The organism is Amycolatopsis sp. NPDC051071 (assembly GCF_040682875.1).
Classification (GTDB): domain Bacteria; phylum Actinomycetota; class Actinomycetes; order Mycobacteriales; family Pseudonocardiaceae; genus Amycolatopsis.
This window is the reverse complement of the sequence record NZ_JBFBBY010000200.1, coordinates 1-12371: the sequence shown is the minus strand read 5'-3', so window position 1 is coordinate 12371 and position 12371 is coordinate 1. Positions and strand designations below refer to the sequence as shown.

Annotated in this window: 12 protein-coding genes; 7 read left to right on the top strand and 5 right to left on the bottom strand. The window is 68.0% G+C overall.

Annotated features, from left to right (window positions below; translation table 11 throughout):
* Positions 1–220 precede the first annotated feature (220 nt).
* The 5 genes from AB0M65_RS36395 to mptB all read right to left on the bottom strand — a co-directional run bounded on the left by AB0M65_RS36395 (position 221) and on the right by mptB (position 5662).
* The gene (locus AB0M65_RS36395) at positions 221–1168 is read right to left on the bottom strand and encodes an acyl-CoA desaturase (protein WP_364038509.1); all 948 of its coding nucleotides are present in this window, start codon (positions 1166–1168) and stop codon (positions 221–223) included.
* Between the two features lie 114 nt (positions 1169–1282).
* Positions 1283–2251: a COX15/CtaA family protein gene (locus AB0M65_RS36390; RefSeq protein ID WP_364038506.1), complete on the bottom strand. Its 969-nt coding sequence runs from the start codon at positions 2249–2251 to the stop codon at positions 1283–1285.
* A gap of 72 nt (positions 2252–2323) precedes the next feature.
* The gene (locus AB0M65_RS36385) at positions 2324–3133 is read right to left on the bottom strand and encodes an ABC transporter permease (RefSeq protein WP_364038503.1); all 810 of its coding nucleotides are present in this window, start codon (positions 3131–3133) and stop codon (positions 2324–2326) included.
* Positions 3130–4056: an ABC transporter ATP-binding protein gene (locus AB0M65_RS36380; protein ID WP_364038500.1), complete on the bottom strand. Its 927-nt coding sequence runs from the start codon at positions 4054–4056 to the stop codon at positions 3130–3132. Before AB0M65_RS36380 ends, AB0M65_RS36385 begins: the two co-directional genes overlap by 4 nt.
* A gap of 19 nt (positions 4057–4075) precedes the next feature.
* The gene (mptB, locus tag AB0M65_RS36375; protein WP_364038515.1) at positions 4076–5662 is read right to left on the bottom strand and encodes a polyprenol phosphomannose-dependent alpha 1,6 mannosyltransferase MptB; all 1587 of its coding nucleotides are present in this window, start codon (positions 5660–5662) and stop codon (positions 4076–4078) included.
* Between the two features lie 250 nt (positions 5663–5912).
* On the opposite strand from mptB, the gene AB0M65_RS36370 reads away from it, so the two are divergent.
* From AB0M65_RS36370 to AB0M65_RS36340, 7 genes are read left to right on the top strand one after another with little or no spacing between them, the layout of a single operon-like run.
* Positions 5913–6674 (top strand): metalloregulator ArsR/SmtB family transcription factor, encoded by a 762-nt coding sequence (locus AB0M65_RS36370; RefSeq protein WP_364038512.1) that lies wholly within the window; start codon positions 5913–5915, stop codon positions 6672–6674.
* A complete protein-coding gene (sufB, locus tag AB0M65_RS36365) occupies positions 6671–8119 on the top strand; it encodes a Fe-S cluster assembly protein SufB (RefSeq protein WP_364038497.1) in 1449 nt (482 codons plus the stop codon). The genes AB0M65_RS36370 and sufB overlap by 4 nt, the downstream gene beginning before the upstream one ends.
* Complete coding sequence (gene sufD / locus AB0M65_RS36360; RefSeq protein WP_364038494.1) at positions 8119–9285, top strand: Fe-S cluster assembly protein SufD; 1167 nt, start codon at positions 8119–8121, stop codon at positions 9283–9285. The genes sufB and sufD overlap by 1 nt, the downstream gene beginning before the upstream one ends.
* 53 nt (positions 9286–9338) lie before the next feature.
* The gene (gene sufC, locus AB0M65_RS36355; RefSeq protein WP_364038491.1) at positions 9339–10109 is read left to right on the top strand and encodes a Fe-S cluster assembly ATPase SufC; all 771 of its coding nucleotides are present in this window, start codon (positions 9339–9341) and stop codon (positions 10107–10109) included.
* A gap of 39 nt (positions 10110–10148) precedes the next feature.
* On the top strand, positions 10149–11453 hold the full coding sequence (locus AB0M65_RS36350) for a cysteine desulfurase (RefSeq protein WP_364038488.1): 1305 nt from the start codon (positions 10149–10151) through the stop codon (positions 11451–11453).
* On the top strand, positions 11450–11899 hold the full coding sequence (gene sufU / locus AB0M65_RS36345; protein ID WP_364038485.1) for a Fe-S cluster assembly sulfur transfer protein SufU: 450 nt from the start codon (positions 11450–11452) through the stop codon (positions 11897–11899). The genes AB0M65_RS36350 and sufU overlap by 4 nt, the downstream gene beginning before the upstream one ends.
* Entirely contained in the window at positions 11896–12303 is a 408-nt protein-coding gene (locus tag AB0M65_RS36340) for a metal-sulfur cluster assembly factor (RefSeq protein WP_364038482.1), read from the top strand. Before sufU ends, AB0M65_RS36340 begins: the two co-directional genes overlap by 4 nt.
* Positions 12304–12371 lie beyond the last annotated feature (68 nt).

Genomic DNA, 12371 nt, shown 5'->3' with positions numbered 1-12371 from the left:
CGTGTCTTTGGGCGGCTCGGTCTCTTAGGGCCTGTCCGGTGTTTTTTTTGGGGTAAAAATTTTATTTTTTTTTGTCCTATGGGGACCCCTCATGACATCTCGGCGAAAGAGCGTCCCTCACCCCGGCCAAGCCCGCCCCCGGCCCCCCGCGTTTCGTCCTCTGGTTGCGGTAGTTGCACGCGCAAGTACCGCAACCAGAGGACTAATCGCGAAAAGGGGGTCAGGCCGGTTTGACGAGCTTCGCGGCCAAACGCTCCGGCTTCGGCCACCGCACGTCCCGTGCCCAGCCGAACTTCTCGAACAGCCAGATCACCCGCGCCGACACGTCGACCTGACCACGCAGGACGCCGTGGCGCGCGCAGGTCGGGTCGGCGTGGTGGGAGTTGTGCCACGACTCACCCATGGACAGGATCGCCAGCGGCCAGAAGTTCGCCGCCTTGTCGCGGCTCGCGAACGGGCGTTCGCCGACCATATGGCAGATCGAGTTCACCGACCAGGTGACGTGGTGCAGGAACGCGATCCGCACCAGCCCGGCCCAGAAGAACCCGGTCACCGCACCCCACCACGACCAGCTGAGCAGGCCGCCGAGCACCGCGGGCAGCGCCAGGCTGAGTGTGATCCACAGCCAGAAGTAGCGGTTCACCACGCGAAGATCCTTGTCGGCCACCAGATCCGGCGCGAAGCGCTCGTAGTTGGTCACCTCACGGCTGAACATCCAGCCCATATGCGCGTGCCAGAACCCGCGCAGCAACGCCGCTGGCGACGTGCCGAACAGCCAGGGGGAGTGCGGGTCGCCCTCGCGGTCGGCGAAGGCGTGGTGACGCCGGTGACTGGCGACCCAGAAGATGACCGAGCCCTGCACCGCGAAACTCCCCGCGATGGCGAGCGCGATCCGCAGCGGGCGTCCGCCCTTGAAGGCGCCGTGAGTGAAATAGCGGTGGTAGCCGACGGTCACTCCGAGCGTCCCGACGGTGTAGAACACGGCCGCCAGCACGAGATCGATCCAGGTCATGCCCCAGCCCCACACGATCGGCACGGCGGCCAGCAGTGCGGCGAACGGGACCAGCAGGAAGGTCTTGAGTATCAGCATCTCCCCGGAGCCTCGGCGGTGGGAGATCAGGGCTTTGGACTGACTGGCCGGTGCGTCCGGCTCGGTGCTGGCGGTCATGCGACACCTCGTGCCTCGACTCGGTGGTGACCCCCGTGTGGGGCACCGAACGCAGCGTAAGGGCAGTGTCTGGCGAGCACCCCGCCCGGGGGTTACGTCCGGTTTGCCGGAGGGTCAGTTCGAAATGGCGAGTTCCCGGTCAGCGGCGGAAGAAACCGGCGCCGGACCGCGATCGCGTGAGCTGCACCACAGTGCGGCGGTCGAGATGATCACCAGCGCGGAGCCGAGGACGTGGAACGAGACCAACGCCTCCGGGACACCCAGGGCGTACTGAACCGAGCCCAGGGCACCCTGTGCGAGCGCGATCACCCACACGATGGTGTAGCGCCGCCACAACTGCTTCGGTGCGCTGCCACGCATCAACTGCAGCCCAAACACGGCCAGCACGATCAGGTAGGCCACCAGCAGCCCGCCGTGGATCTGCGCGAGCGTCTCGATCGGCGCCTGGAAGCGGTGGGTGCCGGGGTCGCCGCCGTGCGGGCCCGCGCCGGTGACGGTGGTGCCTGCCACGAGGACGGCCCACATCGCGGCGGCGAGGACGAGCAACGTCTTGCGGCCCGCGTCCGGGATCAGCCAGCGGGCGGGCTCGTCACCCTCCTTGAAGGCACGCAGCAGCAGGACCGCGAGCCAGACCAGGGGAGTGGAGGCCAGGAAGTGGAGCGCGACGGTCCACCATTCGAGTTTGGCGAGCACGGTGATCCCGCCGACGACGGCCTGCAGTACTACTCCCGCGGGCATCGTCCAGGCCAGTTTCACCAGACGGCGGCGGCTCGGGTGCTCGATCTGAACGCGCCAGGCGGTGATCACGCACAGTGCGGCGACCGCGATCACGAGACCGGTCAGCATCCGGTTGCTGAACTCGATCCACTGGGTGAGGGCGTCGAATTCGGGATGTGCCACCGGGACGATGCTGTCCCCGACGCAGGTCGGCCAGGTCGGGCAGCCGAGACCCGAGCCGGTGACGCGGACGACCGAGCCGGTGACGCCGATTCCGGCCTGTGCGATCACCGCCGCTATCGCGACCGCTCGCTGGACCGCGAACGAGGGATACGGCAGACGCGCTACAAGGCTCTGGAACGGCACGCACCCGATGCTAGAACGCCGTTCCTGAGAGCGTTCCACCGGCCGTTCCCACCTGTGTCGGCGGCCTCAGCCTCAGGTGAGTTTCGTGGTCTTGCTCGCCAGCGCGCCGGCGACGACGCCCCAGCAGGCGAGCACCGCGAACGGGCCCCAGCCGAACGAGCCGTCCAGCAGCACCGACCGGAGACCTTCGGCGAGCGCGCCCGAGGGCAGCAGCTCGACGATCGTCGCGAGACCCGGCGGCATCGTCGACGGCGCCAGCAGGATGCCGCCCGCGAGCAGCAGCACGAACCAGACGATGTTCGCCAGCGCCAGCACGGCTTCCGCGCGCAGCGCCCCGCCGAGCAGGAGGCCCAGCGCGCCGAACGCGAACGTGCCGATGACCAGGAACGGGATCGCGCCGAGGATTCCGCCGAGCGACGGCGACCAGCCCAGCAGCGCGGCCACCACGCCGAGGATAACGGCCTGCAACGCGACCACCACGAGCGCGGCGGCCACCCGGCCGGCGACGAGGAGCCAGCGGGGCAGCGCGGTGGCGGAAAGTCGTTTGAGGACACCGTATCGGCGGTCGAAGCCCAATGCGATGGCCTGTCCGGTGAACGCGGACGACATCACCGCCAGCGCCAGGATCCTCGGCGTGATCCAGTCCACTTTGGACGCCGAATCGAGCTGCGCCGACGGGAGGATGTCCAGCAGCGACAGGCCGATCAGCAACGCGAGCGGGATGAGCAGCGTCAGGAGGATCTGTTCGCCGTGGCGCAGGGTGAGGCTCGCCTCGACCTTCGCGTGCGTGCGCAGCATCTTGCCGAGGGAACCGCGACCGGGGGCCGGGGTGAACGTGCCCGGCGCGAAGCGTGGCGTGGGCGGCTTGGGCAGGGTCGTCATGCGCGCAGTTCCCGTCCGGTCAGCTCCAGGAAGACTTCTTCCAGCGTGCGCCTGCCGACCTGCAGTTCCTCGGGCATGACGCCTTGCTGCGCGCACCACGCCGTCACCGTCGACACCACCTGCGGGTCGATCGCGCCTTCGACGAGGTACGTCCCCGGAGCGGACTCCTGCACGAGGTGACCTTCGGGCAGGGCGGCGGTCAGCAGGCCGGTGTCGAGCCGCGTACGCGCCTTGAAGCGCAGTTGCGCGGCCTCACCGGCGTTGACGGTCAGCGAACGCGGAGAGCCTTCGACGACGACCTTGCCGTGGTCCACGATCACCACGGTGTCGGCCAGCGTCTCGGCCTCTTCCATCAGATGCGTGGTGAGCAGCACGCTGACGCCGTCAGCACGCAATGCGCCGAGCAGGTCCCAGACCAGGCGCCGGGCCTGCGGGTCCATCCCCGCGGTCGGCTCGTCGAGGAAGAGCAGTTCCGGGCGGCCGACGAGCGCGCAGGCGAGCGAGAGCCGCTGCTGCTGCCCGCCGGAGAGCCGTTTGAACGGCGTCTTCCGCGCTCCCGAAAGGCCGAGGACGTCCAGCAGCCACGCGGGATCGAGTGGATTCGCGGCGCACGCGGCGACCAGGCCGAGCATCTCGTCGGCGCGGACGCCGGGATACGCGCCGCCGCCCTGGGGCATCACGCCGATCCGGGGCCGCAGCGACGAACCGTCCTTCGACGGGTTCATGCCCAGCACGCGCACTTCGCCGTCGTCAGGCCGCAGGAAGCCTTCGCAGATCTCGACGGTGGTGGTCTTGCCGGCCCCGTTCGGGCCGAGCAGAGCGAGCAGCGTGCCACGTTCCATCCGCAGGTCGAGTCCATCGACGGCGGTGGTGGATCCGTAGCGTTTCACCAGCCCGGTGATCTCGACGGCGGGGGTGTTCACGACAGGTCACGATACGGCGTCACGCCGGGACCGAATGCTCCGGGGACGGTCTGGACAGCAGCAGCGGCGAGGCGCGGTGGACGATGAACAGACCCAGCAGTGTGACGACCCCCGCGGCGGCCCACGCGAACGGCAGCACGTAGCCGCGGCCGTCGAAGGTGCTGCCCGTCGTGGGCAACAGGAACGGCAGGACGGCGGTGATGATCGTCGCGGCGAGGCGGAAGCGTGAAGTCCCCGCGGACGCGGCGAGCGGGATGATCGCCCACAGCAGGTACCAGGGCTGCAGCGCGACATGCAGGACCATCACCGCGCCGAGCGAGACGCCGAGGCCGATCATCGGCCGGTAGCGCCAGTTGAAGCTGTCCCAGAGGAACTTGACCGTCACCGCGCCTGCCACGACGTAGCCGAGCGCGCCGAGGATCGGTACCAGCGCGTTGGTGTGGTTGCCGAGACCGAGCGCGATGCCGAGGACACCGCCGAGCGCGGCGAGTTCCGACGTCGGCGAAATCCACGAGCGGACCAGCCCCGGCGTCCCGAGCGCGCCGACCCAGCCGAAGCCGAGGCCGGTGCCGTAACAAACCGCCACCAGCACCACGCCGAACAGCAGTGCCATCGGGACGGCGGCGGTGACCAGGTCCTTGATCCGGCCGTGCCAGCGTCTGGCCACCATCACCGTGAAGAACGGCAGCGCCAGTACCGCGTTCAGCTTCACCGCGACGCCGAGCGTGATGATCGCCACGCCGAGCCCGATGAACAGCAGTTCGCCCTTGGCCAGCGGTGGGGGAGTGTCGCCCTTGATCCGCACCGGCAGCCGCCGGATGCCGATCTCCAGCCCGGCCACCATGAGCCCGATCGCCAGCGCGTCGTTGTGGGCGCCCGCGACGAAGTGGAAGATCAGCAGCGGGTTCGCCGCGCCGAGCCACAACGCGGTGGCGGGCTGCACGCCGAACCGCTGGGCCAGCCGGGGCAGCGCCCAGATGATCAGGATGACGCCGATCAACGCGAGGCCGCGCTGCAAGAGCACCCCGGTGACGATGTTGCCGCTGCTCAGCGGCGCGAGCCAGCCGCCGAGACGCAGCAGCAGCGGGCCATACGGGGCAGGCGTCTCGCGCCACATGTTGGAGACACCCGAGGTCAGCGGGTCGGAGACGCCGAGCGCTTCGGCCGGGCCGAGGGAGTACGGGTCCATCCCGCGGGCCACGATCTCGCTCTGCGCGAGGTAGCTGTAGACGTCGCGGGAGAACAGCGGCGGGATGAACAGCAGCGGCGCGCACCAGAGCGCGATCGTGCGGGCGAGCTGACCCTGGGTGGCCAGACGGCGGCGCGCGGGCTGGGCGAACCGGCCGAGCAGCAGCCAGCTGAGCACGATGATGGCCATCCCGGCGAGTCCCATCGCGAGCGAGACGGTGGGGATGCGAGTGAACAGCCGCAGTACCGGGATCTCCTGCACCGGGTTGATCACCGGCGCGGCACCCGCGCCGAGCGAGCCGAGCGCGAGGAACAGGGAACCGACCGCGCCGAACCGGCGGACGACGTTCAGCCCGCGCAGTTCCTTGTCGTCCAGTGGCTCGGGTTCGTGCGGGCGCACCGGGGACAGCGTCGCCACCGAACCCGCTGCCGGGTCTTCCGGTTCCGCCCCGTCGATGTCCCGCTGCGCCGGGTGTTCGCCCACTGCCACGCACGAAGGGTAGCGATCGTGAGAACGCCAGTGAGCGGGTACGTGGTTACCCCCGTGCGATCACCGGCCGACGTGATCCACGCCACACCGTGAGGCACCCCTCTTTGCCGTCTGCCCGGAAATACGTCACACTTGTGTTGTGAAAAAGACGGGGACGACGGATCAGGCCGGTGGCGACATGCCCCGCGCCGAGGTCCAGCCTGTTCCCGTCCAGGTCGGCCCCGAGGGCCGGACCAGGCACGAAGTGGCCCGTCTGCTGCTGGAACAGGGTCCGATGACCGCCGTCGAGGTGGCCGAGCAGCTGGGGATCAGCGCCGCCGCCATCCGGCGTCATCTCGACGCGCTGCTGGCCGACGGGGAGGCCGAGACCCGTGACGCGCCCCGCCGCGGCCCTCGCGGACGAGGTCGTCCCGCCAAGAACTTCCTCCTCACCGAGGCCGGTCGCGCCCGGTTCGGGCACGCCTACGACGACCTCGCGTCCTCGGCCATCCGGTTCCTCGCCGAACACGCCGGCGAAGACGCCGTGAAGGCCTTCGCTGAGGCTCGAGTCGCTTCGCTGGTCGGCCCGCATCAGGACGCGATCACCCAGCACGCGGATCCCGCCACCCGCGCCGAGGCCCTCGCGACCGCTTTGACCAGGGAGGGCTACGCTGCGTCGACCCGTCAGGTCGGGGCAGGCGAACAGCTCTGCCAGCACCATTGCCCGGTCGCCCACGTCGCCGCCGAGTTCCCCCAACTGTGTGAAGCCGAGACAGAGGCCTTCGCGCATCTATTGGGCACTCACGTTCAGCGATTGGCGACCATCGCACGCGGTGACAACGCGTGCACCACCCACGTACCCGTCGCTTCGGCGGGTCACCCGGCCACACCCCGGCCGGGAAGCACGGCGCCCTCTCCAGGGCGCACAGCACGGATCCCGAATGGAGGGAAACCCGCATGACTGCCGCTGCCGAGCAGCGCACTCCCACCACCGCGCCCATGAGCCAGGAAGAGACCATCGAGTCCCTTGGCAAGTACGCGTTCGGCTGGGCGGACTCCGACGAGGCGGGCTCTACTGCCCGTCGCGGACTGAACGAGGACGTCGTCACCGACATCTCCTCGAAGAAGTCCGAGCCGGAGTGGATGCGCGAAGCACGACTCAAGGCGCTCAAGCTCTTCGACTTGAAGCCGATGCCCAACTGGGGTGCGGACCTCTCCGGGATCGACTTCGACAACATCAAGTACTTCGTGCGGTCCAGTGAGAAGCAGGCCACCTCCTGGGAAGACCTGCCCGAGGACATCAAGAACACGTACGACCGGCTCGGCATCCCCGAGGCGGAGAAGCAGCGCCTCGTCGCCGGTGTCGCCGCACAGTACGAGTCCGAGGTCGTCTACCACTCGATCCGTGAGGATCTGGAGGCGCAGGGCGTCCTGTTCCTGGACACCGACACCGCGCTCAAGGAGCACCCGGAGCTCTTCAAGGAGTACTTCGGCTCCGTGATCCCGGCCGGGGACAACAAGTTCTCCGCGCTGAACACGTCGGTGTGGTCCGGTGGCTCGTTCATCTACGTCCCCAAGGGCGTCAAGGTGGACATCCCGCTGCAGGCCTACTTCCGGATCAACACCGAGAACATGGGCCAGTTCGAGCGGACCCTGATCATCGTCGACGAAGACGCCTACGTGCACTACGTCGAGGGTTGCACCGCGCCGATCTACCAGTCCGACTCGCTGCACTCGGCGGTCGTGGAGATCATCGTGAAGAAGGGCGCCCGCTGCCGTTACACGACCATCCAGAACTGGTCGAACAACGTCTACAACCTGGTCACCAAGCGCGCCAAATGCGAAGAAGGCGCGACCATGGAGTGGATCGACGGCAACATCGGCTCCAAGGTCACCATGAAGTACCCGTCCGTCTTCCTGATGGGCGAGCACGCCAAGGGTGAAGTCCTTTCGGTGGCGTTCGCGGGCGAAGGCCAGCACCAGGACGCCGGCGCGAAGATGGAGCACCTGGCGCCGCACACCTCCTCGACCATCGTGTCGAAGTCGGTGGCGCGCGGCGGTGGCCGCACCTCCTACCGCGGTCTGATCAAGATCGCGAAGCGGGCGCACCACTCTCGCTCCAGCGTCGTCTGTGACGCGCTGCTGGTCGACACCATCTCGCGGTCGGACACGTACCCGTACGTGGACATCCGCAACGACGAGGTGTCGATGGGCCACGAGGCGACGGTCTCGAAGGTCAGCGAAGACCAGATGTTCTACCTCATGTCGCGCGGTCTCGACGAGGCCGAGGCCATGGCGATGATCGTCCGCGGGTTCGTCGAGCCCATCGCGCGTGAGCTGCCGATGGAATACGCGCTCGAGCTGAACCGCCTGATCGAGCTTCAGATGGAAGGGTCCGTCGGCTAGTGGCAGACAACAACGTTGCCGAAGCTCTGCGTGAGGGCGTGGTCATTCCGGCCACGTCCCGCGCGGAGCGGTTCACCTCGTACGACGTAGAGGCCTTCGAAGCGCCTCGCGGTCGTGAGGAGAACTGGCGTTTCACCCCCATGAAGCGACTGCGTGGCCTGCACGACGGCTCTGCGGCGAAGTCCGGTGAAGCCACCGTCGAGGTCGAAGCAGCCGAAGAGCTGGTCGTCGAGACGGTCGGCCGCGAGGACTCGCGTCTCGGCGCCGCCGGTGTGCCCAGCGACCGGATCGCCGCCCAGGCGTACTCCGCGTTCGACAAGGCCACCGTCGTCACCGTGCCGAAGGAGACCAGCCCCGCGAAGCCCGCGGTGCTGCGGATTCACGGCCCAGGTGAGGGCAAGGTCGCCTACGGGCACCTGCAGGTGCGTGCCGAAGCGTTCTCGAAGGCCACCATCGTGCTGGACCACGTCGGTTCCGGTACGTACGCGGACAACGTCGAGTTCGTCGTCGGCGACTCGGCGGACCTCACCGTGGTCAGCGTCCAGGACTGGGCCGACGACGCGGTGCACGTATCCGAGCAGCACCTCAAGCTCGGCCGCGACGCCAAGCTCAAGCACATCGTGATCACGCTCGGCGGTGACCTGGTCCGCGTCTCGCCGACGGCGACCTTCGCCGACCGCGGCGGCGACGTCGAGATGCTGGGGCTGTACTTCGCGGACGCGGGGCAGCACCAGGAACACCGGCTGTTCGTCGACCACGCCGTCCCGAACTGCAAGTCGCGCGTGATGTACAAGGGCGCGCTGCAGGGCGACGACGCGCACACCGTCTGGGTCGGCGACGTGCTGATCCGCGCGGCCGCCGAGGCGACCGACACCTACGAGCTCAACCGCAACCTGGTGCTGACGCCGGGCGCGCGGGCGGACTCGATCCCGAACCTGGAGATCGAGACCGGCGAGATCGAAGGCGCCGGGCACGCGAGCGCGACGGGAAGGTTCGACGACGAGCAGTTGTTCTACCTCCAGTCGCGGGGAATCGGTGAGGACGCCGCGCGGCGGCTGGTCGTTCGCGGGTTCTTCCACGAGATCCTGGTCAAGATCGGTGTTCCCGAGGTGCGCGAGCGTCTCGAGGCCGCGATCGAAGCCGAGCTTGAAGCTGTCGGTGTCTGACAGCGCAGCCTTGCGCGCTCGTCCGTCCACAAGAGACTTTAGGAAACACTGAAATGCCTACGCTGGAAATCAAGGATCTGCACGCCTCGGTCACGACCGAGGAGGGCCCCAAGGAGATCCTCAAGGGCGTCAACCTGACTATCAAGTCGGGTGAGACCCACGCGATCATGGGTCCCAACGGTTCGGGCAAGTCCACGCTGTCCTACGCCATCGCCGGCCACCCCAAGTACGAAGTCACCTCCGGGCAGGTCCTGCTCGACGGTGAGAACGTGCTCGAGATGAGCGTCGACGAGCGTGCCCGCGCGGGCCTGTTCCTCGCCATGCAGTACCCGGTCGAGGTCCCGGGCGTGTCCATGTCCAACTTCCTCCGCACCGCGGCCACCGCGGTCCGTGGCGAGGCCCCCAAGCTGCGTCACTGGGTCAAGGAGGTCAAGGAGGAGATGGGCAAGCTCGACATCTCGTCCGAGTTCGCCGAGCGTTCGGTGAACGAGGGCTTCTCCGGCGGCGAGAAGAAGCGTCACGAGATCCTGCAGCTGGCGCTGCTCAAGCCGAAGATCGCCATCCTCGACGAGACCGACTCGGGCCTCGACGTCGACGCGCTGCGCGTCGTCTCCGACGGCGTCAACGAGTTCAAGGCGAACAACGACGCCGGCGTCATGCTGATCACGCACTACACGCGGATCCTGCGGCACATCACGCCCGACTTCGTGCATGTCTTCGCCGGCGGCAAGATCGTCGAGTCCGGCGGCCGTGAACTCGCGGACGAGCTGGAGGAGAACGGGTACGTCAAGTACACCGGCTCCGCCGAGACCGCCGCTGTCTGATCCTGGAACTTCGCGACTACACCGAGAGGAGTTGGCCCGATGACCACCACCACGGCTAACTCTGTACCGCTGGACGTAGCGGCCATCAGGGCCGACTTCCCCATCCTGTCCCGTACGGTCCGGGACGGGAAACCCTTGGTGTATCTGGATTCCGGTGCGACGTCGCAGAAACCGACGCAGGTGCTCGACGCCGAGCGCCGGTTCCTGGAGACTTCGAACGCCGCGGTGCACCGCGGCGCGCACCAGCTCGCCGAGGAGGCGACCGACGCCTACGAATCCGCCCGCGCGCGGATCGCGGAGTTCGTCGGCGCCTCCCCGCAGGAGCTGGTGTTCACCAAGAACGCCACCGAGGGCATCAACCTCGTCGCCTACGCGATGAGCAATGCCGCAACGACCGGTCCCGAGGCCGAGCGGTTCAAGATCGGCCCCGGCGACGAGATCGTCATCACCGAGATGGAGCACCACGCGAACCTGGTGCCATGGCAGCAACTCTGCCGGCGCACCGGTGCGACGCTGAAGTGGTTCTCCGTCACCGCGGACGGCCGCCTCGATCTGTCCAATGTGGACGAGCTGATCACCGAGCGGACCAAGGTGCTGGCGTTCACGCACCAGTCCAACGTGCTCGGCACGATCAACCCGGTCAAGTTACTGGTGGAGAAGGCCCGCGCGGTCGGTGCGCTGACCGTGCTGGACGCTTGCCAGTCGGTGCCCCACTTTCTGGTGGACTTTCACGACCTGGGCGTCGACTTCGCCGCTTTCGCCGGGCACAAGATGGTCGGCCCGTACGGCATCGGTGTCCTTTATGGACGCCGCGAGCTGCTCGAGGTCATGCCGCCGTTCCTGACCGGTGGTTCGATGATCGAGATGGTCCGCATGGAGCAGACCACGTTCGCGCCGCCGCCGCAGCGGTTCGAGGCCGGTACGCCGATGACGTCGCAAGCCGTCGCCCTCGCCGCCGCCGTCGACTACCTGTCGGCGATCGGCATGGACCGCGTCGCGGCGCACGAGCACACCCTCACCGAGGCGGCGCTGGCCGGGCTCGGCGAGATCCCCGGCGTGCGGATCATCGGCCCCACCGACATGACCGACCGCGGCGGGCTGGTGTCGTTCGTCATCGACGGCGTGCACCCGCACGACTCGGGCCAGGTGCTCGACAGCCTCGGTATCGCCGTCCGCGTCGGGCATCACTGCGCGTGGCCGCTGCACCGGGCCTGCTCGGTCCCGGCGACCGTGCGCGCGTCGTTCTACGTTTACAACACCCTGTCCGAAGTGGACGCCCTGGTGAACGGTGTCCGCGAGGCGCAGAAGTTCTTCGGGGTGGCCCAAGGGGGTTCGGCGCTGTGAACCTCGAAAGCATGTACCAGGAGATCATCCTGGACCACTACAAGAACCCGCACGGCCGCGGTCTGCGTGAGCCGTTCGACGCCGAATCGTTCCAGGTCAACCCGACTTGCGGCGACGAGGTTACCCTGCGGGTGAAGGTCGACGACGGCAAGGTCGCCGACATCTCCTACGAGGGGCAGGGCTGCTCGATCAGCCAGGCTTCGACGTCGGTCTTGACGGATCTCGTCGTCGGGCACACCGTGGAGGAGGCGTTCACCACCATGGACGCCTTCGTCGAGCTGATGCAGGGCAAGGGACAGATCGAGCCGGACGAGGAAGTGCTGGAGGACGGCATCGCCTTCGCCGGCGTGGCCAAGTACCCGGCCCGCGTGAAATGCGCCCTGCTCGGATGGATGGCGTTCAAGGACGCCGTCGCCCGCACGACCAACGGAGTTGAGACGGCATGACCGAACAGCAGACCGAAACCCGCGAGGGGCGTACCGCCGCCGACCTCGACGCCGAGACCACCACGGCTCCCGGCACGGCCGACTTGGCGAAGGTCGAGGACCTCGAAGAGGCGATGCGCGACGTCGTCGACCCCGAACTCGGCATCAACGTCGTCGACCTCGGCCTGGTCTACGACATCCGGGTCGAGGCTGACAACACCGCCACCATCGACATGACCCTGACGTCCGCGGCCTGCCCGCTGACCGACGTCATCGAGGACCAGACCGGCGCCGCGCTCGTCGGCGGCGGAACGGGGCTGGTCAAGGACTTCCGGATCAACTGGGTCTGGATGCCGCCGTGGGGCCCGGAGAAGATCACCGAGGACGGCCGCGAACAGCTGCGCGCACTGGGCTTCACCGTCTGACCCCCCTTTTTTGCCGGGGTGGTGTGCGAGAAGTAGTCCCTGGCCGACATGTCGTCGCTGTGTCCCTG

Coding starts and splice junctions, on each gene's coding strand:
- AB0M65_RS36395 (WP_364038509.1), bottom strand. CDS start 1,168: ATGACCGCCAGCACCGAGCCGGACGCACCGGCCAGTCAGTCCAAAGCC.
- AB0M65_RS36385 (WP_364038503.1), bottom strand. CDS start 3,133: ATGACGACCCTGCCCAAGCCGCCCACGCCACGCTTCGCGCCGGGCACG.
- AB0M65_RS36370 (WP_364038512.1), top strand. CDS start 5,913: ATGCCCCGCGCCGAGGTCCAGCCTGTTCCCGTCCAGGTCGGCCCCGAG.
- sufB (WP_364038497.1), top strand. CDS start 6,671: ATGACTGCCGCTGCCGAGCAGCGCACTCCCACCACCGCGCCCATGAGC.
- sufC (WP_364038491.1), top strand. CDS start 9,339: ATGCCTACGCTGGAAATCAAGGATCTGCACGCCTCGGTCACGACCGAG.
- AB0M65_RS36350 (WP_364038488.1), top strand. CDS start 10,149: ATGACCACCACCACGGCTAACTCTGTACCGCTGGACGTAGCGGCCATC.
- AB0M65_RS36340 (WP_364038482.1), top strand. CDS start 11,896: ATGACCGAACAGCAGACCGAAACCCGCGAGGGGCGTACCGCCGCCGAC.